This is a genomic window from Bilophila sp., assembly GCF_057864385.1.
In genome coordinates this window covers 1-23,119 of sequence record NZ_DBMAFI010000051.1, presented here as the reverse complement: position 1 = coordinate 23,119, position 23,119 = coordinate 1, and the positions used below count along the sequence as shown (strand labels likewise).

Below are 23,119 nucleotides of genomic sequence, written 5' to 3'. Positions count from 1 at the left end.
TACGGTTGCTGATTTTTTCAATGAAAATCATGAATAGATAAAAGCTCGTTTCACGTCTGGTGATGTGGGCCTCTCTCATTTTTTGTTCATTATATGAAATCCAGTTTTGAAGAATTGTTGCGAGACCTCCAGATAATCTCCAAAGAGCTCTTCCTTTCCAGTTGGAATCTTGTATCAACCACAAACTTAAACACAGCCTTCTATAACACAGCCTTTGGTAAAAATACGCGTCCCTTCAAGCACAGGATACCCCTGCATGCCGGGGAAGATCCTACGTGTGCGGAAGCCCCCCAGATGTGCCGGATCCCCCCGTATGCAGGGGATAATATCCCATTCAAACTAAACGAGCACTCATCTGTAGGATACCCCCGTATGCAGGGAAAGTTCTGAAAATCATGCGTATTATCATCTATTTCATAGGGATACCCACCAACGTATGCCGGGGAATATCTCGTGGCGGTGAGCGATCCGCCGGTCGCCAGCAGATACTAAAAACTACAGCGGCAGGTTTATAATCTCAAGGAGCGATCCGCCGGTCGCCAGCAGATACCCCCGTATGCCGGGGAAGATCCGCCACAAGGCCAGCATGTCCAGCGGACGCACGGGATACCCCACGATTTTCTATTCCCTCAACTACAGTAACAAACATACCCAGCGGACGCACGGGATACCCTGAATGCGCAGCCGGCGGCAAGCGGCTTTTGCAGCATGGGATGCCCCGCATGCCGGGGAAGATCGCCGGGCGCGGTGTTCCGTAGGTGTGCGGCGACGCCATCCGAGGGCAAAGCATGCACCGCCGGGCGCGGCGCTCCGTAGGCGGGCGGATGCCCCGGATCGTGCCGCCGCTGCTCGACAGGGCGGAAGCGGGCTCCGCGGGCAGGGGGGATGCCAGCCCACAAATGACCGCCCAAACTCTTTGAAGAAGCGGGCTCCACAGGCGGGGAGGTGCCCCGCATGCCGGAGAGCTTCAAGCCGGGATCAGCAACGTCAAGGCCGCCAAGGATGCCCCACATGCCGGGGAAGGCTTCATCAAGGCTTTTCATCGTCCGGCAATGCTGGAACCCCTCTGCCGGGAATATCCGCCATGCGCCGTATCAAAGCGGCAAGAAAACCGGCTCCTTCCATATCTACAGGAAAATCCGCCCACACCGTATCAAAGGCTGGAAAATCCGATACGGCATCCGGCAACAGAGGATACACTTACGGGTGGCATCCATCAAGCGGAGTTGTTTTTTTGTATTAGAAATTATTCCAAAACCGTTCCCGTTGCGTAGGGTGATGTCCTTTGGGCGGGGGACAGCGTTGTGGCCGTCGGAACCGCACAGCGGCCAGTTGGGGATGTCCCTTCGGGCGGGGAACAGCGGGGCCGCCCCTCGGAGAGGCGAGGGGCATCGGCAAAAGCCATATAAATTTGCCGAGACATAAGGCTGCGGGTAGATCTCTGTTGACCGATCGCGTTTCCGTCCCGCCCCAGTAGGGTGTAGGAACGTCTCCATTTGCATCACCTTTCCCCCTCAGCATCCCCCCGCCGTAGTTGGCCTGAGTGTCATGCGCGGGATCGCTGGCAGTGCGCTCGGATGTCTTCGTTCCGCCAGCTTCCGGGCTCTCACCACTCCATGCCCCATTTCGGAAAGGCTGACACTAACCTAAAAACTCAAGTAGAGATGTCTAGATATATACACGCGGGAAGGCTTGCATTGACCGGATGGTTTCCATCGGAGGTGGGAAGCACGTGAGGCATCCATATCTGAGCCGTATCCTTTCAAGTTTCCGCCCGCGAGGTTATTTCATGTCGAATCAAACATTGTGGCATAAAAAGCTCCATTCATAGCCGCCCCTTATGTAGAGTTAAAACCAAAACATACAGACCCCGTGATGTTTCGTATTGCATCACTTTGGCAAGTCCCAGTCCTCCGGCCCGCCCAAGCGTCCAAGCTCGGAAAGGCGCAGTTCATCACAAAAACTCAAGAAGGAATACCGAGATAGATGATGGAAGGCTGAGTGATATTTGCGGGCCGTGTTTCTGGTGCCTGACTCTGGTTAATAAAGTATCTATAGTGAGCTACTGATGTACCAATATCTGCCATGTAGAGCGTAATGCTGTCTACGTAGCCAGTATCATGGAGATAAACGTTGCCCCCTAGGGCAATCGTGGCGGGGTAGTTATCACCATAGCCTCCCATCGGCTCGCAATACATGGATGTTATTCCCGTTTCAACAGCATCCTGTTGCCAGCTTCCGGCTTCCCGGCCAGTATCCACGGTCTGTCCGGGCCCCCAAGCCCGGAAAGGCGGAAACCGGGATCAAAAAACATGCGTGCAAGCCAAGATAGAGCGCCGTTGGAACATCAATGCCCGGCGGTATGGCTGTGGTGGATCTCCCATAGACTGGAGAACAACGTGCTGCGCTAAAAAGGGCATTCCGCGTCCACCAAGGCTGCCAAAACCGCCGTCTTCTCCAGTTCGTGCCCCCTTATATGCCGCACCAGTGACATTGGCTGCATCGTCAAGCCCAGCAAGGCCAACATGAGCTTCAATCGTGGGTAACCCCGGCGCGTTAAAACGCCCGCAGCCCCTGTCCCCGTCTAGGCTCGGAAGGGCTGCCCGCTTGCTCGCCGAGGACGGCGCTTGCCCTATGGATACGCGTTCTCTGTACGGGGTTCCGGGTTCTTTTTGGGGGGGCGGCACGATGGAAACGGCTTTTCCGCCGGGCAAAGCAAGGGGGAGGGCTTCCGCGTATGGGGCGGGCTGGGCAATGCGTCCGGCCGGAAGGGGCGGTTCCTGCTGGGGCAGGGCCGCCCTTTTCGTTCCCCGCTCCTGAATGCCGTACCAGTATCTCAGTAAATTGCTTCATCCTTTTCCCATGTGAAGAAAAGATCCCCTCCGGATGCCCCCATTCCAACCAAATTTTTTAAGCCTCAAGGATTTTCACTCAATTGTGGCGTTCCTTTCTTTTATCATAAAAAAGCTAATAGACGTAATGCATTATACCTTATAATCAACGTTATTCCGGCTTTTCGCTTCCTCCGTCGTTTCCGTGAAAAAAACGGAAAAGGTGAAAAGTGTCTTTTGTGAGACAGAAAATGTCCTTGGAATCCGTATTGTGAATGCAAGAACAAGGTCGCGCAGCGACCCTCCAACCCTCTCTACGGAAGGAACCGCCATGAAAGAAGACCGCAAGATCAAGAACGTCGTGCTGATCATGCTCGACACGCTGCAGTTCAACTATCTCGGCTGCTACGGCAACAAGGTTGTGAAGACCCCCAATATCGATCGCCTCGCCCGTCAGGGCTTCCTCTTTGAAAACGCCTACAGCGAAGGCCTGCCCACCGTGCCCGTGCGCCGCGCCCTGATGACGGGCCGCTTCACGCTGCCTTACGGCGGCTGGCAGCCTCTTGCCCCTGACGACACCACCGTCGCCGACATCATGTGGGGCAAAAACATGCAGACGGCCCTCGTCTACGACACCCCGCCCATGCGCCTGCCCAAATACGGCTATTCGCGCGGTTTTGACTTCGTGAGCTTCAACCCCGGCCAGGAGCTTGACCATACCAGCTTTGCCGATGTGCCGCTGGATCCCGCGCTGAAGCCGGAAGACTATACCTCCCCCACGATGGTTTTCAACGAAAAGGGGGAAATCATCGATGACGACAGCACGCAGCTCCTTGACGAAATCGGCTGCTTCCTGCGCCAGCAGCAGTTCCGCAAGCCCGAAGACAGCTATGTTTCCCGCGTCATGACGGATGCCCAGAACTGGCTGTCCAACCGCCGCGACAAGACCCGCCCCTTCCTGCTGTGGGTGGATTCCTTCGATCCGCATGAGCCTTGGGACCCGGAATCCGTATGGAAGGGCGAACCCTGCCCCTATGATCCCGAATACGTCGGCAACCCGCTGGTGCTCGCGCCGTGGACGCCCGTCAAAGGCCGCATTACGGAGCGCGAATGCGAGCACATCCGCGCCTTGTACATGGAGAAGATCACGCAGGTGGACAAGTGGGTGGGCGAACTGCTCGACTCCATCCGCGCTCAGGGGCTTTGGGACGAAACCCTCATCGTGCTGATGTCCGACCACGGCCAGCCGATGGGCGAGGGCGAGCACGGCCACGGCATCATGCGCAAGTGCCGCCCGTGGCCTTATGAGGAGCTCGTGCACGTGCCGTTGATCATGCACGTCCCCGGCATCGAAGGCGGCAGGCGCATCAAGAGTTTCGTGCAGAACGTGGACGTGACCGCGACCATCATGGACGCGCTCGGAGAGCTCGGCACGCCGCAGAAGGCGAGCGATTTCGGCTTCCCGACCTACGACACCTCGGAAATGCAGGGCATCAGCCTCCTGCCCGTGATGCGCGGCGAGACCGACACCGTGCGCGACTGCGCCATCGCCGGGTACTACGGCATGTCGTGGTCACTCATCACCGAGGATTACTCCTACGTGCACTGGCTGGTGAGCGAGGACGTGAAGGACAGCGTGGACTGCATCGCCGGTTCCGGCACCGAAATGAAGGAAGAAATGTGGACCTGCACGGCTGGCGCGAAGGTGCAGGTGCCCGATCATGACGAATTGTACGACCGCAGGGCCGACCCCTTCCAGCTCAACAACATCGCGGAGCAGAACCCCGACAAGGCCCGCGAGATGCTCCAGCAGCTCAAGCTCGTCATCGGAGAAATCCGCACGAGCTGAGGCAAGGGAAGATGGGAAAAATGGGGGAATGGGCGAACCTTTTTGGAGAAAGGCCGCGCCCTTCCCCAACCTCCCCCCAAGGCTTTTGATTGGCGGGGAGGGCGGAAGGCGTTCCGCCGGGCCGCGGCGGGTTCCCCCAGGGCTTCGGCAAGGCCCGCTTCCCCTTCTCTTTTTCGGGAGCCGAAACGCGGGTTATGCGATGTTGTTGCGGACATCAGCGGGATAAGGCTTTTCCCGATTCCTCCAGTTGAAGCGAGACAGCCCTTCTTTCCCGGCCGGGGAAGTCGGGAGCCGAAGGCCAGGATGCGTTGCGGACGTTTGGGCGTTGCGCCTTTTCCCTCCGGTGATTCAATCTCTTTTTCCACACCCTGCGCGGAGCGCATATGACAACTGCCGTTGCGACCAACAAGCTGTCCGGAAAGTGGATAGGCTGGCTGACGAGCCTGCTCGGCGGCCTCTTTGTGGCTTGGTGCTTTTATGACCCGAGCACGCCGAAAGTGAACCTCTACTGGTTCGGGACGATCACGGCGATCGGCATGTTCGCCTTTGACCTGCTGCCGAACTTCGTCACCGCCGTCCTGCTCCTGATGTACTACATCCTGACGGGCATCGCCGCCCCGGATGTGGCTTTCGTCGGCTGGACGACCCCCATCCCGTGGCTGTGCATGTGCGGCATGCTCATCGGCGTGCTCATGGAAAAGACGCGCCTCGCCAACCGCATCGCCCTGTTCACCATCAGCCGCGTGGGGACTACCCCCATCCGCATGTACATCGCGTTCCTGCTTGCCGGATTCCTCGTCAGCGCGATCATCCCCGACGTCATCACGGTCGACATCCTGTTCATGGCCATCGCCACCGGCATGTGCCAGAGCCTCAATCTGTCCGTGACTTCCCGTTCCGCGACCACCATCGTCCTTGCCGCCTTCTTCGGCGCGACCATTTCTTCGGCGGCCTACCTGCCCAACAACACGGGCATCATCGGCCTGCTCATGGTCAAGGACATGGGCGTCCCGTTCACATGGCTGGGCTTCTACAGCGAAAACCTGCCTTACCAGATCGGGCACGCACTGCTGGCCTATACCATCCTGCACCTTTTCGGCGGGCGTGAGCTCGGCGAGCACATTTCCCGCTGCCGCGCCTGCGCCGAAGCCGAACTCGTCGCCCTCGGCAAGATGGGCCGCGATGAGAAGAAGACCCTCGTTCTGGCCCTGCTCGCGCTGGCGGCCTTCATCAGCGAGCCGTGGCACGGCATCCCCGGCTACTTTGCCTTCTGCAGCATAGTCCTGCTTGGGTTCACCCCCGTCTTCAGCCTGATGGAAGCCGGCGATCTCAAGAAGGTGCAGTTCCCCATCCTGTTTTTTATCGCGGGCTGTATGGCCATCGGCATCGTGGCGGGGAACCTCGGCATCCCCGCATGGCTGGCCGCGAAGCTGGTGCCCTACCTCCAGCAGATCGACAGCAACGCCGGTTCATCCATGTTCGCCTATTGGGTGGGCGTCGTCGCCAACCTCGTGCTGACGCCCGTTGCGGCGGCCACGTCCCTGAGCGTGCCCATGGCCGAAATCGCCAATTCGCTGAACCTTGGGATCAAGCCCATCCTCTACAGCTTCCTGTACGGGCTTGACCAGTTCTTCCTGCCGTATGAGCTGGCCCCGGCCCTGATCATGTTCGCGACCGGATACGTCCGCGTCCGTTACCTGATAGGCATCATGACGGTGCGCATGGTTTTGGCCAGCCTGATCGTGGCCTTCGTCGCCGCCTTCATCTGGCCCATGATGAGCCTGTAGGGAGGGGAAAAGGAGCGAACATGAACCGGTTCGGCTTTTGCAGGCAGGAAGGCCCGGTATTCCGTATCCGGGATCTCAACAGCCCTTGGCGTTCGGTCCTGCATCTGGGCCAGCGCCAGATGGTGGGCAAGTCCTACCAATGGGAAGACGATCCCGAAACCTCCACCTTCTCGTTTTTGGAGAAGGGCAGGGTGCGGCTCCTGAACCTTTCCGAAACGGGCAAGGAGCGCATCGTGCTCTATATTGAATCGGGGTGCCTCTTCCGCGAAGTCGTGCTGCTGCATGTTTCCCCTCTGCATCCTGCATCGTTGGTGGCGCTGGAACCCTGTGAAGTCTATAATTTCCCCCGGACTCTGCTGGACGACGCCGAATTTGTGCGGCACTATCCGGCGCTGATGAGCAATCTGGTCCACTCGCTCGGAGCCAAGGCCGGGGCCTTTTACAGCCAGATAACCGAAAGCGTCGAGCTGGACCCGCAGACGCAGGTATGCCGGTATCTGCACCGGCTGGCCGAGGAGCGCCGGACCCGTGTGGTCAATCCCGGCGTGTCGCAGTCCGAGCTGGCCCTCGTGCTCGGCTTGCATCGGAGCACGGTATGCCGCATTATCCGAACCCTGCGCGATCGGGGCGTTCTGGGGCACTTTACCCGGTGTTCCCTTGAGATCCTCGACCGCGAAGCCCTTGCGGAGCTGTGCAATCCGAGCGAGGGGGGAAAATAGGACAACCGGGGGGAGGGAACTTTCGGAGAGTATCCACATGGTTCCCCCCTCCTTGGATATACCGCCTTCCCACACCTTTTCGAGGAAGGGAGGCGGCACGGAGGGGAATCCCCTTTCGTGACGCGAGAACCGCATGAAACCCATTGGAGTGACATTATGATCGAGATCATCACCGAAGCCGACTACAAGGATCGCCTTGCCGCGACGGAAAAGGGCGTGCTGCTGTTCTTCAAGAAGCTGTGCCCGCATTGCAAGAACATGGAGAAGGTGCTTGAGAAGTTCGGGGCCGCCAAACCCGGCATCGCGCTGTACGGCATCGATATTGAAGAAAACGCCGCCGCTGCCGCCGCGCTCGGCGCCGAACGCCCGCCGACGGTTTTCGTCATCAAGGGCGGTGAGGTCAAGGCTTCCAAGGTCGGCCTCATGAACCCCCGCGAAATGGCCGCGTTCTTCGAGAAGGCCTAAGTTGCCGAATGGGGGAAGGGGGCGTTTTTTTCAAGAACGGTGCGCTGATGCGCGTTCCCCTTCCCTTCATATTGTCTTTTTCCCTTATCCTGCATCCGTCACGATGAAGGCTTCAATGCTTTTCTGTTTGGCTCTGTCATAGTATGAGGTCGCTTCATCTCCACAATGCGGTGAAAATACGGCCTTTTTCTCCGGTTTTCCTCTTGACGGAATACAGGGCTAGGGCTTTTTTTCGGTTAATCATTTGGAACTTCAAGAAAAAAGCATCAACTATTTTTTAGGACACAGCCTTTTGTTTTTGCCAATGATTGCGTGAGCCGAACCCCCTTCGGCGGCAAGGCATGGGCAAAGGCGGGGCCGGTCGTCGCGTCGTTTGTCTTGGAAAAGGCGGCGGTTCCCATGCGGGAAAGCCGCGGCGTCATCTTCCCACCAGCCGAAACATTTTGAGGTGGGGGCCGGGAAAGGAGGCTTTTGTAAGGGGCCTTTCACCCGGCAAATCAGGAGTTTCCATCAGGAGCTTGCAATGGAAGAACGTACTTGTGACATCATCGTACTGGGCGGAGGGCCTGCCGGGATGACGGCGGCGATCTACGCGAAACGCGCAAACCTCGATGTGGTGCTCCTCGAAACGAATGTGACGGGCGGGCTGGTGAATTCGACGTATACGGTGGAGAATTTTCCCTCCTACCCTGAGATCCACGGCATGGAACTCATGGAAAAGATGCGCGAACACGTGGATCACATGGGCGTGGAAGTCGAGGAAGTGTTTGAAGTCACCGGCCTTGAGCTTGGCGAAGACGAGAAAGCCGTGCATGGGGACGGCATCGTTTACAAGGCCCCGGCGATCATTCTGGCGACGGGCCGCAAGCCCATTGCGCTGGACGTGCCCACCGAATGCGATCAGATGCATTTCTGCGCGATCTGCGACGGCGCTCCGTACAAGGGCAAGCGCGTGCTCGTGGTCGGCGGCGGGAACAGCGCCTTCGACGAGGGCTTGTACCTCCTGAATCTCGGCGTCGCCGAGCTGACCGTGGTGGAAGTCATGGATCGCTTCTTCGCGGCGGAGGCCACGCAGGACGCCCTGCTCGGCGATCCCCGCGTGAAGGGCTTCAAGACGACCAGAGTCGTGGATGTGGAAGTCACGGACGGCAGGCTGTCCGCCGCCATCCTCGAAAACGTGCAGACCGGCGAACGCACCGCGCTGCCCGTGGACGGGATTTTCGTCTTCCTCGGCCAGTCCCCGAACAACGAGTGGTTCAAGGATGCGATCGCCCTCGATGACAAGGGCTACATCCTTGCGGGGGAGGATATGTCCACCAATATTCCCGGCGTATTCGGCGCGGGGGACATCAACCGCAAGCCGTTCCGCCAGATCACCACGGCGGTCAGCGACGGCACCGTCGCCGCGCTTGCCGCCGAGCGTTGGTTGCGCAGCCGCAAGAAATAGGGTTATGTATGGCGCCGGGGAGGATGTTTGGGGAAAGGCATCCTCCCCCGCCATGTCGTCCGCATGAGCGGACGGCGGGGAGAGACGTTCCTTCAGGGGGACGAAGACGGGGTAAGTGCCCCGTCTTTTTTTATGGGAAACAACAAATGACCGGATAGTTGTTTTTGGGGGAGCCCCTATGCCAAGGGCTGATTGGTGTCGTTACGCAATAGGCTCTGCCATAGGATGTGGTTTATCTCTACAGTACGGTGAAAATACGGCTTTTTATCTAGTTTTTCCGTTGGCGGAATCTATGGCTAAGGCATTTTGCAGGCTGTTCCTTTGGAACTTTAAGGAAAGGCTCTGTCATAAGCATGTGGTTGTCTTATCTCCACAGCACGGTGGAAATGCAGCTTTTTTCTCCAAATTTCCCCTTGGCGGAATCCATAACAGAGGAATTTTGTTGGTTATTTCTTTGCAACTTCAAGGAAAAAAGCATCAACCATTTCCTATGGCACAGCCTTTCAGAACTGTTTCAAAACCATGCCCATATACTATGTCCGCCCTTGGCCTCGGTATCATGGGACACTGGGGCATCTCCCCATCCGTTCAGGAGCTTTTGCTGGCGGAGGCAGGTTGATGGAGCGCTGGGTGCGCATCCCATCCGCCGCGGTCGACGAAGGCGGCATCGGCGTCATCGTCATCATGAAACGCCGGGTACGCATCCCCTCCGGCAGGCAAGGGAGCTGCCCAGCCGGGGCAGAGCGGGCTGCGGCAACGGGCTGTGTACGGGAAATTATGGGCGCCCCGGAAAAGCATCTACAAATTCAATGGTAATATCGGGAAGCGCATCCACGAATTGAACGGTAAAATCCGGTAAGCTGTCCACCCATTCCCATTCTCCGCAGTTGTAGGGGAAGGCGTCCACTGCCTTGACTTTGAGATCCGCAAGCGTGGAAACCCGTTGTACAGTAATGTCGGCAAGGGCATCCACGACTTGGACTTTGCCGTAGAGCTTTATGCCCTTTGCCGTACATTGGCTGTCAACGGCACTTTGGGCATTCGCCTGACTGCAAAGGCAGGCTGCAATCAGGCTCAAGAGAAGGTACCGCATGACATATCCTTAGCAGGCCGTATTATTGGGCGGCATCGTCTCGAGGACAGCCCCATGCAGCGGGAATCCAAGAAAGCCGAATATGGCCCCGATCCGGGCCATCTTGGAGTAGGCTGCTGCGGAACCGATGGGCGTCTGTGCGGCAGCCGGGTATCGGGGGATATGCCCCCCTCCCGGTTTGTGATGGGAGGGGGATCCTTGGCGTACCGCCGTGTTCGCCGGAAACGGGGCTTGAAGCCGTCCACCGGAAAAAGGAAAGGGGTTACGGGCGGATGACCTTGTCGGCCAGCGCGAGGCTGGTCACGACATCCAGCATATTGGTGGTCTGCCCGACCTGCTTCGCCTCAAGGAGGCCGTAGAAATCAAGGCAGGTTCCGCAGACGAGGATGTCCGTCCCTGCGCTTTCAAGGGCCTTCAGGCTGTCCAGCGATTTGCCGGGGGCGGCGGCAAGCTTCACGCCGCCGTTCAGCAGGATGACGCGCCACAGGCTTTCACCCAGCTCGGTCAGGGTGGACAGGAAGTTCCCCATCAGTTTTTCGCCAAGTTCATCATCCCCGCGCCCGAAGGTTTCGGTGGTGATGAGCACCAGCGTCTTGCCGGGCATGAGGGGGGCGGCGGGTTCCGGCTCGGTGACGCGGCATCCGCATACTGTGGCGGAAACGGCCCACAAGGAGGCCCCCTCTTGCCGCACGTCCACGGAATAGCCGCTCCTGCCAAGAAAACGGCCCACATTCTCCGAAGCCGCCGTATTGTCCACAAGCACGCGCAGCGAAGCGGGCTTTTCTTCTTCCAGCAGCCTGCGGCAACGAATGACGGGTTCGGGGCAGGCCAGTCCGCAGCAGTTCAATTCCTTGGTCATGTGTCTATCCTTTTTGGTTTTTGGCTGTGCCATAGGAATGGGTTGATGCTTTCTTGAAGTTCCAAAGGCATAATCAATAACATGCTTCAGCCATGAAGTCTGCCGGCGGAAAATTCAAGAAAAAATCTATATTTTCAGTATAATACAAACATAAAACAGCCGCACGCCATGACAGGGCTTTTTTTCATGAAACGGCCGCCGTCCGTAAGAAAATGCTGCCTGAAGGAACGGGTGATGGAATGCCAAATCCTCCAGTATGCGGCTTTGCCGCTCCGGGTGGGTGGAAAATCCGTCCGCAATGGGGCTTACCCGTTTCGGCTGGGCAGGATGTTCAATCATCCGGTATTTGCGGCCTTACTTCATCCTGGTGGGCTGGATAACCAATAGTTGCGCGATATTGCGTTACCCGCTTCGGGGAGGGAATCCTCCCATGATGGGCCTTACCCCCTTCCGGGGGCAGAATACCAAATAGTTACGTGATGCGGTTTTGTCCGCTTCGGGTGGGTGGAAAATCTGTCCGCAATGGGTCTTACCTGTTTCGGCTGGGCAGGATGTTCAAACATCCGGTATTTGCGGCCTTACTTCATCCGGGTTGGCAGGATAACCAATAGTTGCGCGATATTGCGTTATTCGCCTCGGGGAGGGAATCCTCCCATGATGGGCCTTACCCCCTTCCGGGGGCAGAATACCAAATAGTTACGTGATGCGGCTTTGCCCGCTTCGGGTTGGTGGAAAAATCCGTCCGCGATGGGCCTTATCCGTTTCGGGTGAGCAGGAAATGTTCCGGCAGGACTTCACGCCATGCCCCGCTCAGATCCGCCGTTTCATGCGTGTAGGGAATGATCGTTTTTGAGCGTTCGTAAACAGGGTCAGGCACGGGGATGGCGGAAAGCAGCGCACGGGTATAGGGATGCAGGGGGTTCCCAAAAAGTTCTTTCGCCGGGGCGAGCTCCACCAGCTTGCCCTCGTACATGACGCCCACGCGGTCGCAGAGGTAACGGACCATCGACAGGTCGTGCGCGATGAACAGGAACGTGAAGCCGTGCTGCCGCTGCAAGTGCTGGAAGAGGGAGACGATCTGCGCCTGTATGGAAACGTCGAGCGACGCGACGGGCTCGTCGGCAACGATCAGTTCGGGGTTGACGGCTATGCTGCGGGCGATGGCGACGCGCTGGCGCTGCCCACCGGAGATCTCGGCGGGGAACTTGTTGTCGTAGCTGGTGTCCAGCCCGACAAGCGTAAGCAGCTTGTCCACTTCGGCCCGCATCCGGCCCTTATCTGGATACAGGCGATTGATGACCAAGGGTTCCGCAATGATGTCGGCGACCTTCATGCGAGGGTTCAGGGCCGCCGCGGAGTCTTGAAAGATGACCTGCATGTTGCGCTGGATATCTTTCTTGTGCTCCCGGTAGGAGCGCTTTTCCGAGATCAGGAAGCCCTTGAAGTAAATCTCGCCTTCCGTCGGGGTATAAATGCCCATGATGGCGCGCGCCACCGTCGATTTGCCGCAGCCGGATTCCCCGACCAGCCCGAAGATTTCCCCCCTGCGCAGGTCGAAGGAAATCCCGTTGACGGCGCGCACCGTCAGGGACTTGTTGATGGGGAAATGCTGCTTGTAATTCCTGACGGATAAAAGAACCGGATTTTTCAATGGATCATACCACGGCGTTTGATGGTGACGGGAGGCGTGACCGCGGGCGCCCTTTCATCCAAAAGCCATGTTGCGGCGCTGTGGGTTTCGGAAATGCGGAACATTGGGGGCATCCGCTCGTAGTCGATTTTCATGGCGTACCGGTTGCGTTCGGCGAAGGCGTCCCCCGGAGGCGGATTAAGGAGCGTCGGCGGCATGCCCGGAATCCCCTTAAGTTCCCCGTTTTCCACAGCTTGGGAGGGAAGGGCGCCCAACAGCCCCCATGTGTACGGGTGGCGCGGGTCGTAAAAGATGTCCTCGGCGGTTCCGATCTCGACGATCTTCCCGGCGTACATCACGGCGACCCGATCCGCGACGCGGGCGACCACGCCCAGATCGTGCGAAACCAGCACGATGCCGATGCCGGTCTTGCGCTGGATGTCGCGCAGCAGGTCGAGCATCTGCGCCTGCACGGTCACATCAAGCGCCGTAGTGGGCTCGTCGGCGAAGAGGATGCGCGGGTTCAGGGCCAGCGCGATGGCAAGCACGCACCGCTGGCGCATCCCCCCGGAAAAATAGTGCGGCTGGAGGAGCATCCGTTGGGCCGGATCGTCGATGCCCACGCGGTGGAGCATGTCCACGGCCAGCTTTTGCGCGTCTTCCCGGCTCATCCTGCGGTGCTTCAGCACGGCTTCCGTGATCTGCTTCCCGATGGGGATCGTGGGGTTCAGGGTGGTCATGGGGTCTTGGAACAGCATGGAAAACAGGGAACCGCGCAGCGTCCGCATCTGCTTTTCGGTATAGGGGGCAATGTCTTTGCCGTCGATGAGCATTTTGCCGCTGATCCGGGCATTGCCGGGCAGGAGCTTCATGACCGATTTGCACAAGACGGACTTGCCGCATCCTGATTCGCCCACGATGGCGAGCGTTTCGCCGCTTTTGAGGGACAGCGAAACGTCCCGGACGGCCTGAACGGTTCCGTCGGGCGTGTCGAAGTGAACGGAAACGTTTTCCAGCTCCAATACGGTATCCATGTCTTCCCCGGTGCTCTACAAAGTCGGTGCCCTGAAAAGGCGGCCGGGGCCGCCCGGATGTCCCGGACGGCCCTGCCGCGTGCGGTCAACGGTTCAGCGTCCAGTCTTCGATGTTCCACATGACGCCCACGGCATGGTGGCCGAGAACGCGCGTGGCATCAAGCCCTTCCAGCCCGGCGATACTCACGTAGTTGCCGTTCAGGTACGCGAACAGCAGGTGTCCGGGGCGTTCGGCATAGGCTTCCTCAAACTGGGCGTAGATGGCCTTGCGCTGGGCCGGATCTTCGGTGGCGCGGCCCTTTTTCAGCAGCTCGTCAACCTTGGGGTTGGAATAGGCCATCGTGTTGTCGCTGGCCCCGGTGACGAAGTCCTTGTAGACGCCGTCCGGGTCGAATTCGGCGGCGAACCCGGCGAGGAACCCGTTATACCCGGCCTTCCAGTCAAACTTGGTGACGAGGACGATCTGCATGTCGACACCGGCTTTCTTCAGCTCGTTGGCGATGACCTTGGCGATGTCCACGCGCTCTTCCTCATAGTCCCGGACCTGAATCGTGAACGAGAACTTCTGCCCGTTGCGCTCGTAGATGCCGTCCTTGCCCTTCTTCCAGCCGAGCTTTTCCATTTCGGCGGCGAACTTTTTGAGATCGTAGGGGTAGATGTCCGCGGCCTTGTTGCCGCCGTAGGCGTTCATCTGGATGGGGCTGAACGCGGGGAATCCTTGTCCGTTCAGCACGCTTTTGGCGATGGCTTCCTTGTTCAGGGCGTAGTTCAGCACGCCGATGGAGTCGCCGTTCCGCTTCCAGAAGTCGGTGTGGAAATCCATGGCGGCGGAGCGGTAGTCGGCGGTGGCGAAGTCGATGTTCCTGTAGCCGTCCTTGCCCCGGAAGGTGTCCGCATACTTGGCGTTCAGCCACGCGAGATCCGCCTCCCCGGACTGGAGCATGAGGGCTTTGGTGCTTTCGACGGCGACGGTCTTGTAGACGAGCCGGTCGATGTTCGGCACCTTGCCGTAATAGTCCTTGTTCTTTTCAAGGATGATCATGCCGCCGGCGGTGTCCCACTCCACGAACTTGTAGCGCCCGGTGCCCACGGGGTGCTGGTTGGCGGGGGCGGTGTTGATGTCTTTGCCCGCGAACAGGTGCTTGGGCAGGATGCCGATGGTGAAGTTGTCCAGCATGGCGGCGTTGGGCTTGGACAAGGTGAAGGCCACGGTATGGGCGTCGGGCGCGGTGATCGATTTGATGTCCTCGTAGTTGCTGGTGATGGATGAGGCCAGCGTCTTGTCCTTGGTCAGCGCGCCGTAGGTGAACAGGATGTCATCCACGGTGAGGGGCTTGCCGTCGTGCCACTTCACGCCGTCGCGCAGCTTGAAGGTATAGGTATGCGTCCCCTTGTCATAGGTGAAGCTCTCGGCGAGTTCGGGAACCGGCTGGCCTTTGGCGTCGTACTTCATCAGGCCGGAAAAGATGATTGTGGGCAGTTCCTGATGGTTGTTGAGCAGGGGGTTGATGGTGTCCTCGTTTTCCCCGGCGTAGACAAGGGTGTTCGCCATTTCGTCGGCGGCGTAGGCGGGCGCCCAGGCAAGGCAGAGCGCCAGGCTCATGAGGCCCCAGCGGGCCTTCTTCAAGACCAAAGCGGTCAGTCCGTTCCTCTTCACGGGATGCTCCTTTTCGGATTGTCGTACGTTACCTATTAAAAAGGCGACCTGCGGTTACAGGTTGCTTGGCCCTTGGTTGCTTCTTTTTCGGAAGTAATGGCCGATGCTGGTGATGCTCAGCAGCGTAACCACAAGGAAAACGCCGGGGATGAGGATGACCCACCACGAGTTGAGGAGAAGGGCGCGGTCGGCCAGCGCGAGCATGCTGCCCCACGAGAGCACGTCGGTGGGCAGGCCGAGGCCGAGGAAGCTCAGGGTCGCTTCCATCGCCATGCTGGTGCTGATGCTGGAGATGACCACGAACATGATCGCCGACACGAAGTTCGGGATGAGGTGCTTGCGCATGATGAAAGGGAAACCGGCCCCCATGCAGCGCGAGGCGAGGATATACTCGCTGTTGCGGATCTGCCGGACTTCGCTCCTGACGATGCGGGACAGGGGGAACCAGCCGGTGACGCCGATGACGAGCGCAATGGTGAGCTCGTTCTGCTTGCCCATGAGGGAAAGGATCAGCAGCAGGGACAGGAGAACCGGGACGCTTTGCAGGAGTTCCACGGCCCGCATCATGGCGCCGTCCACGACGCCGGAAGCGGCCCCGGACAGGCAGCCGTAGAAGACCCCGATGAAGGTAATGACCGCCGCGCTCATGAGCCCGATGGAGATGGAGGCCCTGCCGCCGTACCAGATGATCGAGTAGATGTCCCGCCCAAGGGAGTCCGTGCCGAACCAGAATTCGGCATTGGGGGCCTCGTTGACGTTCATGAGGAAGAATTCGGCGGGATCATGGTTGATGATCAGGCCGGAAAAAAGGCAGCCGAGGGCGATCACGGAAAAGACGGCAACGGAGAGGATGGGCTTGCCTTTCAGCCGTTCCCAAAAGCCTTTTTTCCGTACGGCGGGCCTGTGCGTCCTGTACCCGGCCCCGACGATGGTGAAGGCGTCGTTGGAAGGGGCGTCCATCAGCACACGACCCCGTCGGAAGATTTCATGCGCGGATCGATGACTTCGTTGACGGCCTGCGCGACGAGGCTGCTCAGCATGACCATGGCCCCGGTGATCAGCACCATGAGCATCAGCAGGTTGTAGTCGTGGTATTTGGCGCTGGATACGGCGAGCAGGCCGATGCCCGGATAGTTGAATACGGATTCCGCCACATAGGTGCCGCTCAGGACGTGGGGGATGGAGATGGCCATGATGCTGACGATGGTGGGAAGCACGTTCCGCAGGCAGTGGCTCAGCAGAACCCGCGTCTTCCCAAGCCCCTTGGCCCGTGCCAGCAGCACGTAGTCGCGGCGGACTTCATCCAGCAGCTTGTTGCGGATCATATAGGCGTAATACCACAGGTGGCTCGCCACCATGACGATGAGCGGCAGGACGAGGTGGCGCAGGCGGTCGGCCACGTCGCCGGATTTCCCGATCCCGTAGGCCCCGCTGCTCGGCAGGAGCTTGAGGTTGACGCTGAAAACGAGCACCAGCACCACGCCCATCCAGAAGGCGGGCACATAGAAGGCCACCGTACCGATGCGGCAGACGAACCGATCCATGAAGGTGTCCTCGAACCGGGCGCAGAAAAGGGCCAGCGCGATGGCGAGCAGAAAGACCAGCGCGTAGGCGATGCCGCCGAGCATGAGCGTATTGCCGATGAGCGGGGAAACGACGTCGAGGACGGGGCGCTTGTATTTCAGGGAGATGCCGAAATCCCCCTGCATGACGTTGCCGATCCATTTGGCGTATTGCCCCCATATGGGGCCGTCCAGCCCCAGCCGTTCCCGCGCGGCGTCCAGTTCGGCGGTCGTCATGGACTGCATGGCGTCGCCGTAGAAGGATTGGAGCGGATCTCCGGGGGTCAGGCGGGATACGTAGAAAACGATCAGCGACAACAGAAACATCATGGCGATGAACACCAGCGTTTTCCGTGCGAGAGAAGCCATCATCTGCCTGCCGTTCATGGTCTGCCTTCCTTGGAGCGCAATCCTTCGGACTGTGCCGAACCTGTTTCGTAACACATTGTTTTCTTAGATAGAGATTAGCGTGTTACGCGTATAAAAAATGTAATACGAGATATATCGGGTGCCGCCGGCGGTGTCAATGAGAGGCTTCCCGCATCAAGCGCACGCTGGGTACAGACGGATTCCCTTCATGCCCATAAACGGATTACGTCCTGATATGAAAAGGAAAAACGGGGAAAGCGTCCCCGCCGCCGTCCGCATCGGTTCCCCAAGCGTGCCGCGATGCCTGTGTATAGGGCAAGGTGTTACTTTTGTCAAATTGATGTTATCCGATGGCGTGGCTCTGTACCCATGCGCGTGTCGGCGCCGTGAGCCTGAGCCCTCCTTACTCGGCAACCGGCAATGCACCCCATGCGCGTATCCACGCCCACCCGTGCGGTGGGGCAATCCCCGCCTTCAGGCCATGCGCATAGAGCACGAGGCCGCTTACCGTGCCGGGGATAACCTTCAGGCCATGTATCCCATGCGCATATCCACGTGCGGCCCCCAACAAGGAAGAAGCCCGTGCGCCATGCACCACCTGCGCGTGTCCATGCGTGATCCCGCAATGGCTGCGCAGGCAATCGGGGGATTCCAGACCTCCCATCCGTTGGAGGGCAAATGGAGCGGTATGGGGATCTGTGCGGCTGCTACACGGCATACCGCGCCCACAGCGCGGAGAGCGGCATGATGATGAGCATGGACGGCAGCATGTTGATCACGGGAAAGATTTTGATGCCGCACATGCGCAGCCCCGTGGCGACGAAGATGACGCCGCCGCAGGCGGTAAAATCACCGAGCATGCCCGGCGTCATATACGGGGCGAGGGAGGCGGCGGAAGCATAGAGCAGGGCGAGGATGGCGAACTGGGGTATGGCGATGAGGCTGACCGACAGGCCGAAAAGCGTCCCGAAGACAATGCCGCTGAACAGATCGAGAACGGCCTTGGTGAGGAGGATGTCCGTGGAGCCGGTGATGCCTTCGTTTATCGCGCCGAAGATGCCCATGCTGCCGAAGCAAAAGGCGGAAACAAGGGTGATGATGTTCACGATATACGCCTCATTCCCGCAGTGCTTGCTTTTCGCGAGACGGAACAGCGCCCTGATGCACTTGGCGAGAAAAGACTCGGCAAAGACCAGCTCGCCGATGACGGAACCCACGATGAGGGCCATGACCACGACGGGGAGCGAGGAAGCCTTGTTGACGAGGGTGGAGCCCATGCACAGCGTGATCACGCCGAAGATGAGGGGAAGGGTTTCCTTGACGCGCTTCGGGATGAACCCGGAGAAGAGGGTTCCGGCAAGCCCGCCGATGAAAAGGGCGCAACTGTCTGCAATCGGTCCGATCATGATACTTCAACCTGTTGAAATGATATAAAAGATTGTTTTATTCAAGCGTACCATGAAACATGGCTCTGAAAAATTGTCAAGCGGCAAATAAGAGGAATGCTGTTTGGCTGTATCATAGAAAACGGTCGATGTTTTTTCCTTGAAGTTCCAAATGAATAATTAATAAAATGCCTTAGCCTTGGATTCAGCCAAGGGGAAAACGAGGCTGTGTCCTCAATTAGGTATGATATATTGAAACTATTTAACTATTTTTCAGACTGCAAAAAGATTGTTTTCAATGATTTCAAAGGCTGTGGCATAGAAAATGGTTGATACTTTTCCCTTTGAAGTTCCAAAGGGATAACCAACAAAATGTGTTAGCTGTGGATTCCGTCAATGGAAAAACCTGATAAAAAAGCCGCATTTTCAGCATGCTGTGGAGATGAAGCAACCACATGCTGTGACAGAGCCATTTCAAATAATTACATGCAAAATGACGACACGACTTAGAGAAAAAGCTGTATTTTCACTGTGCTGTAGAGATGAAACAACCGCATCCCATGACAGAGCCTACTGTTTTTGCTGGGTCTGCGTCCGAGGAAAGGGGTGCTGCTTCCTTGAAGTTCCAAAGGAAAGAAACATGCCTTCATGGAGCCGCCAAAGAAAAAACGGAGAAAACGGGGAGGCCGGAGGAAAAGGCTTTATTTTCTGCCATGCCGCAGAGATGAAAAGGCCGCATCCCATAAAAGGGCCTTTGCTGAAAGGCAGGAGGCTCGGCATACGCCGATGGCCCGGCGGGGCTGCTTGCTATTTCTTTGGTGGCTTTGCTAACGTAACGGGCGCAGCTAAAGCCGCGCAGGATGGCACGGCAGCCTTTCTGCAAGGCTCTATCATAGCATGGGGTGTTTCATCTTCACAGCGCGGTGAGAATACAGCGTTTTTCTTCAGCTTTCCCCTTGGCGGAATCTATGGCTAAGGCATTAGGTTGGTTATTCCTTTGGAACTTCAGGAAAGCATTAAATTTTTTTAGATCGTGTCGTCGTTGTTTAATATATAACTATTTGAAATTATTAAAATATTTTTTTGCAATTTAAAATAGCCTGATAATTTCATTGGCTTATATAATTGACGACACGGCCTAGGACACAGGCTTCCGTAAAAATGGGAAGAGGATATGGCCCGCTTTCCGCCGTATCGTGTGCGGAGGGAAAACATTGACAGGCCGCATGGGGTGAGCTATGGAAAAGGCATCAGACGTCAGACGAGTTAGGGAGCAACGGGAACCCCTGTATGTGGAAGTGAAAGAGGCCATCCTCGATCTGGCCCGCAAGCAATGCGGCCCGGATCGCAGGCTTCCTTCCGAGGAAGAATTGTGCCGCCTGCTGGGCGTAAGCCGGGCTACGGTACGGGAAGCCTTGAGCATCCTTTGCCGTGAAGGGTTCATCTCCAAAAGGCACGGCATAGGGAATCTCGTCAACCGGAGCGTGCTTGATACGCCGATGCGGTTCGATTTGGAGCGTGGGCTCCGTCGGATGCTCGAAGACGCGGGGTATGAGGCGAACACGATCCGGGAAATGCCCGTGAGCCCCGGTGGGGAGGATATCCTTTTGGATGATCCGACGCTGCCGGTCAGGGTGACGATCCCCCGCCCGTGGAAGATCCAGCGGACGGCGCATCTTGTGGAAGGCGCGCAGGCCATTGTGACCTGCAACGTGTTCACGGCGAACGGTTCATGGAATGGAAAGGGCTTTGTGCAGGGGCTGGCCTACACGGATATGATCAACCTGCTGTCGGGCGGTACCTTGTCGCATACGGTGATGGCGTTCCTTCCGTGGTGTGCGGGAAAGGGGATCGCTTCCGTTTTCGGGCTCGCTCCGGGTACGCCGATCATCCTGTGGCATGAGCTGAACTACGGCATACAGGATACGTTGCTGTGCGAGAGCGTGGTGGCTTTCAATCCAAAGTTTGTGACCCTGCGTGCGCTCCACAGATGGTAATGCCCCCTGACACGGCAAGGGCTTTTCCCCAATTTCTTCAAATGGATCATAACAAGGAAGTGCTATGTTTTCCAGAAAGATCCAATCACTTTGCATTGCCCTGTTCTGCTTCTGCGCCGCCGTGCCCCAGATGGCCCGCGCGGAGTACCCGGAACACCCTGTAACCGTATATCATCCCTTCGAGCCCACACCGTATGACGCGTTGAGCAAGGTCTACAATGCGGAAATGTCGAAGCTCTTGGGCGTCCCCTTTGTCTTCGAGTACGGCATGATGGGCAAGGCGGCGCAAGCGACGCTCAACGGCAGGCCCGACGGCTACACCGTGTATTTCGCGGCGATGGGCCCCATGGTTCTGAAGCCCAATATGGTTGGCCCGTCCGCTTCGCCCAAGGATTTCCGGGCGGTGGGGCGCGCGACCCTGCTGCCGATCCTGTTCGTGGCGAACAAGAATGCGCCCTTTAAGACCTTTGAGGAGTTCAAGGCCTACGCGAAGGCCCATCCCGGCAAGGCCCGGATCGGGATCACCAACGCCCCCAGCTCCCTCCAGATCGGCATGACGCACTTCATCAAGGATCTTGCCAAGCTGGATGTGCAGCTTGTGGAGCAGCCGGACGGCCCCGTGCGCGGAACCATCGACTGCCTGATAGGGGATACCGACGCGCTGATCAGCCATCCGCCGGACATCATGCGCTATATCAAGCGCGGGGATTTTGTTCCGCTGGCGACGTTTGCGCCGGAACGCCTCGCCATGCTGCCCGATGTGCCGACCCTGCGCGAGCTCGGCTATGATTTCTCCCAGACGAGCTGGCGTGTCCTCGTGGTGAACAAGGATACCCCGGACGCCATTGTGGAAAAGCTCGCCAAGGCTTCCGAGCAGGCGTTGGACAGCCCGGCCATGAAGAAGTCCGCCGAGGAGAATTACGAGATTCTCGCTTGGCTGCCCCCAAGCGAGGCCGATGCCTTCCTCCAGTCCGAGTTTGATTTTTATCGGGATCTGTCCATGTCTATGGGCCTGCATTATACCCAGCGGCTCAAGAAGTAAGCCTCTGCATCGCATCCTTAACAGCCTTTCCGTCTATGGCGGAGAGGCTTTTTTTGTGTGTAATGTTTTGGCTCTGTCATAGCATGTGGTTGATTTATTTTTTGGCTGTGTCATAGGAAACGGTTGATGCTTTATCTCTTGAAATTCCAAATGGATAACCAATAAAATCCCCAGTCATGGAGCCCGCCAGCGGAAAATTGGAGAAAAAGCATATATTTTTCAGCATATTGCCGAGACAAAACAACCATGTGCCATGACAGAGCCTATTTTGTAATATATTGAAAATATAGATTTTTATCAAGTTTTTTCGCTGATGGGCCCCATGATTGGGACGTTTTATTCTTTGGAATTTCAAGAGATAAAGCATCAACCGTTTCCTATGGCGCACCTATGTTTTTCAAGTGGCGTTTCGGGCGTTCGGTTCTGAAGCCATGCCGCTCCAGACAGTGTTTTTCAGGGGCGGTTTGCGGTCAGGGGCAGTGAACGCAAGACGCTTTGGAAAGCAGAGGGTTCCGTACTGGCAATTTAGGGAAGGGGGGCCTCTTCAGCGGCAGTTTTCCTCCCTTCCCCAATGCGTTTTGCCCTTCGCCGCCGGGAGGTACCCCTCAGCCTCCCTTCCGCCGGACGGCGATTGACAACCGCCAACGGGATACATAAGAAGCAAGGCCATATGCTGGCTGGTGCCTGCGCTTGCCTCCCCGCTTCCGAATGTGCTGCGTCTATTCTGCCGAGGCGGTTTTGCCGCCCACCGCAACACACAGGAGGCCCCATGACGGGATGTGGAACGGAACGCTACGCCGACTGGTTTTTTGACTTGGATGGGACGCTGGTGGACAGCGCCCCCGATATCCTGCGGCTGCTCGGCGGCGTGCTGCGGGAGGAAGGGCTCGCCGTGCCTGAACTGGACAAAGGGCGCATTGGGCCGCTGCTGGAAGACATCATCCGCGGGATCTGCCCGGATCTGGCCCCTGCGGATCTGGGGCGCATCGTCCGCATCTATCGGGCGCGCTACCGCGCCTGCCCCTTTGACGAAAGCCCGGCCTTCCCCGGCATACCGCCGCTGTTCGAGCGGCTGTCGGGACGGGGCTGCCGGCTGTTTGTGGCTACCAACAAGCCGGAGGACGTAACCCGCCGTCTGCTCGACGTGCGGGGCCTCCTGCCGTACCTGGCCGGGTTCGCGTGCAGCGATTCGGTGCCGGGGCGTCGGCTTTCCAAGGCCGGGATGCTGGCCCTGCTCATGGAGCGCCACGGCGTAGGGCCGTGGGCGGGGTATCCACGTACATTCCCCGCAAGCCCGTTGCGGGTTCCCCGTTTTCCGCCGTCATCGGGCCGGAGCGCATGGAAAGGCTCTGCGCAGCCTTCGGGGGGCTCCGGGTGACGCTTCCGAACAGGC

The 23,119-nt window shown here is 58.1% G+C and carries 25 protein-coding genes; 12 read left to right on the top strand and 13 right to left on the bottom strand.

Going from position 1 to position 23,119, the window contains the following annotated elements; all coding sequences use genetic code 11:
- From ACZM8Y_RS13930 to ACZM8Y_RS13920, 3 genes are all read right to left on the bottom strand, one after another.
- A partial coding sequence (locus ACZM8Y_RS13930) for a hypothetical protein (protein ID WP_489501799.1) occupies positions 1-184 on the bottom strand: 184 nt, incomplete at its 3' end.
- A gap of 445 nt (positions 185-629) precedes the next feature.
- The gene (locus ACZM8Y_RS13925) at positions 630-1,043 is read right to left on the bottom strand and encodes a hypothetical protein (protein ID WP_482334283.1); all 414 of its coding nucleotides are present in this window, start codon (positions 1,041-1,043) and stop codon (positions 630-632) included.
- 921 nt (positions 1,044-1,964) lie between these two features.
- Positions 1,965-2,261 (bottom strand): hypothetical protein, encoded by a 297-nt coding sequence (locus tag ACZM8Y_RS13920; RefSeq protein WP_482334285.1) that lies wholly within the window; start codon positions 2,259-2,261, stop codon positions 1,965-1,967.
- A gap of 901 nt (positions 2,262-3,162) precedes the next feature.
- Between ACZM8Y_RS13920 and ACZM8Y_RS13915 the strand changes: the two genes are divergently transcribed.
- The 8 genes from ACZM8Y_RS13915 (at position 3,163) to ACZM8Y_RS13880 (ending at position 9,914) form a co-directional block, all read left to right on the top strand.
- A complete protein-coding gene (locus tag ACZM8Y_RS13915; RefSeq protein ID WP_302553687.1) occupies positions 3,163-4,680 on the top strand; it encodes a sulfatase family protein in 1,518 nt (505 codons plus the stop codon).
- Positions 4,681-5,063: 383 nt separating this feature from the next.
- The gene (locus ACZM8Y_RS13910) at positions 5,064-6,467 is read left to right on the top strand and encodes an SLC13 family permease (protein ID WP_308771868.1); all 1,404 of its coding nucleotides are present in this window, start codon (positions 5,064-5,066) and stop codon (positions 6,465-6,467) included.
- A gap of 20 nt (positions 6,468-6,487) precedes the next feature.
- Entirely contained in the window at positions 6,488-7,186 is a 699-nt protein-coding gene (locus tag ACZM8Y_RS13905; RefSeq protein ID WP_308771869.1) for a Crp/Fnr family transcriptional regulator, read from the top strand.
- Between the two features lie 156 nt (positions 7,187-7,342).
- A complete protein-coding gene (locus ACZM8Y_RS13900; protein WP_302553690.1) occupies positions 7,343-7,651 on the top strand; it encodes a thioredoxin family protein in 309 nt (102 codons plus the stop codon).
- A gap of 312 nt (positions 7,652-7,963) precedes the next feature.
- Entirely contained in the window at positions 7,964-8,098 is a 135-nt protein-coding gene (locus ACZM8Y_RS13895; RefSeq protein ID WP_482334289.1) for a hypothetical protein, read from the top strand.
- 76 nt (positions 8,099-8,174) lie between these two features.
- Positions 8,175-9,098, top strand: coding sequence for an NAD(P)/FAD-dependent oxidoreductase (locus tag ACZM8Y_RS13890; RefSeq protein WP_308772173.1), 924 nt, complete (start codon positions 8,175-8,177; stop codon positions 9,096-9,098).
- Between the two features lie 292 nt (positions 9,099-9,390).
- Positions 9,391-9,717: a hypothetical protein gene (locus tag ACZM8Y_RS13885; protein WP_482334841.1), complete on the top strand. Its 327-nt coding sequence runs from the start codon at positions 9,391-9,393 to the stop codon at positions 9,715-9,717.
- Positions 9,717-9,914 carry a hypothetical protein gene (locus ACZM8Y_RS13880; RefSeq protein ID WP_489501797.1) on the top strand — a complete coding sequence of 66 codons (198 nt, stop codon included), beginning with the start codon at positions 9,717-9,719 and terminating at the stop codon, positions 9,912-9,914. Before ACZM8Y_RS13885 ends, ACZM8Y_RS13880 begins: the two co-directional genes overlap by 1 nt.
- Here ACZM8Y_RS13880 and ACZM8Y_RS13875 read toward each other — a convergent pair.
- The 9 genes from ACZM8Y_RS13875 to ACZM8Y_RS13835 form a co-directional block, all read right to left on the bottom strand.
- Positions 9,874-10,191 (bottom strand): 7(1) septoil knot domain-containing protein, encoded by a 318-nt coding sequence (locus tag ACZM8Y_RS13875; RefSeq protein ID WP_482334839.1) that lies wholly within the window; start codon positions 10,189-10,191, stop codon positions 9,874-9,876. The two genes, ACZM8Y_RS13880 and ACZM8Y_RS13875, sit on opposite strands and share 41 nt — an antisense overlap.
- A 262-nt stretch (positions 10,192-10,453) precedes the next feature.
- Positions 10,454-11,050, bottom strand: coding sequence for a sulfurtransferase-like selenium metabolism protein YedF (yedF, locus tag ACZM8Y_RS13870; protein ID WP_337431796.1), 597 nt, complete (start codon positions 11,048-11,050; stop codon positions 10,454-10,456).
- A gap of 754 nt (positions 11,051-11,804) precedes the next feature.
- On the bottom strand, positions 11,805-12,701 hold the full coding sequence (locus ACZM8Y_RS13865; RefSeq protein ID WP_482333727.1) for an ATP-binding cassette domain-containing protein: 897 nt from the start codon (positions 12,699-12,701) through the stop codon (positions 11,805-11,807).
- Positions 12,698-13,714, bottom strand: a complete 1,017-nt coding sequence (locus tag ACZM8Y_RS13860) for an ABC transporter ATP-binding protein (RefSeq protein ID WP_482333729.1) — start codon at positions 13,712-13,714, stop codon at positions 12,698-12,700. The genes ACZM8Y_RS13865 and ACZM8Y_RS13860 overlap by 4 nt, the downstream gene beginning before the upstream one ends.
- Positions 13,715-13,799: 85 nt before the next feature.
- Positions 13,800-15,371 (bottom strand): ABC transporter substrate-binding protein, encoded by a 1,572-nt coding sequence (locus ACZM8Y_RS13855; RefSeq protein ID WP_482333730.1) that lies wholly within the window; start codon positions 15,369-15,371, stop codon positions 13,800-13,802.
- A 54-nt stretch (positions 15,372-15,425) separates the two neighbouring features.
- A complete protein-coding gene (locus ACZM8Y_RS13850; RefSeq protein WP_482333732.1) occupies positions 15,426-16,331 on the bottom strand; it encodes an ABC transporter permease in 906 nt (301 codons plus the stop codon).
- On the bottom strand, positions 16,331-17,320 hold the full coding sequence (locus ACZM8Y_RS13845) for an ABC transporter permease (protein ID WP_302554157.1): 990 nt from the start codon (positions 17,318-17,320) through the stop codon (positions 16,331-16,333). Before ACZM8Y_RS13845 ends, ACZM8Y_RS13850 begins: the two co-directional genes overlap by 1 nt.
- A gap of 385 nt (positions 17,321-17,705) precedes the next feature.
- Complete coding sequence (locus ACZM8Y_RS13840; RefSeq protein WP_487480186.1) at positions 17,706-17,966, bottom strand: hypothetical protein; 261 nt, start codon at positions 17,964-17,966, stop codon at positions 17,706-17,708.
- A 43-nt stretch (positions 17,967-18,009) separates the two neighbouring features.
- A complete protein-coding gene (locus ACZM8Y_RS13835; protein WP_302554158.1) occupies positions 18,010-18,708 on the bottom strand; it encodes a DUF554 domain-containing protein in 699 nt (232 codons plus the stop codon).
- A 619-nt stretch (positions 18,709-19,327) separates the two neighbouring features.
- On the opposite strand from ACZM8Y_RS13835, the gene ACZM8Y_RS13830 reads away from it, so the two are divergent.
- From ACZM8Y_RS13830 to ACZM8Y_RS13820, 3 genes are all read left to right on the top strand, one after another.
- Complete coding sequence (locus tag ACZM8Y_RS13830) at positions 19,328-19,663, top strand: hypothetical protein (protein WP_482333737.1); 336 nt, start codon at positions 19,328-19,330, stop codon at positions 19,661-19,663.
- Positions 19,664-19,925: 262 nt separating this feature from the next.
- Positions 19,926-20,684: a GntR family transcriptional regulator gene (locus ACZM8Y_RS13825; protein WP_479859346.1), complete on the top strand. Its 759-nt coding sequence runs from the start codon at positions 19,926-19,928 to the stop codon at positions 20,682-20,684.
- A 64-nt stretch (positions 20,685-20,748) separates the two neighbouring features.
- Positions 20,749-21,726: a tripartite tricarboxylate transporter substrate binding protein gene (locus tag ACZM8Y_RS13820; RefSeq protein WP_479859347.1), complete on the top strand. Its 978-nt coding sequence runs from the start codon at positions 20,749-20,751 to the stop codon at positions 21,724-21,726.
- A gap of 94 nt (positions 21,727-21,820) precedes the next feature.
- Here ACZM8Y_RS13820 and ACZM8Y_RS13815 read toward each other — a convergent pair whose 3' ends face one another.
- Positions 21,821-22,093 (bottom strand): hypothetical protein, encoded by a 273-nt coding sequence (locus ACZM8Y_RS13815; protein WP_479859348.1) that lies wholly within the window; start codon positions 22,091-22,093, stop codon positions 21,821-21,823.
- Positions 22,094-22,495: 402 nt separating this feature from the next.
- Here ACZM8Y_RS13815 and ACZM8Y_RS13810 point away from each other — a divergent pair, with 402 nt between their 5' ends.
- A complete protein-coding gene (locus tag ACZM8Y_RS13810; protein WP_482333740.1) occupies positions 22,496-23,104 on the top strand; it encodes an HAD family hydrolase in 609 nt (202 codons plus the stop codon).
- Positions 23,105-23,119 lie beyond the last annotated feature (15 nt).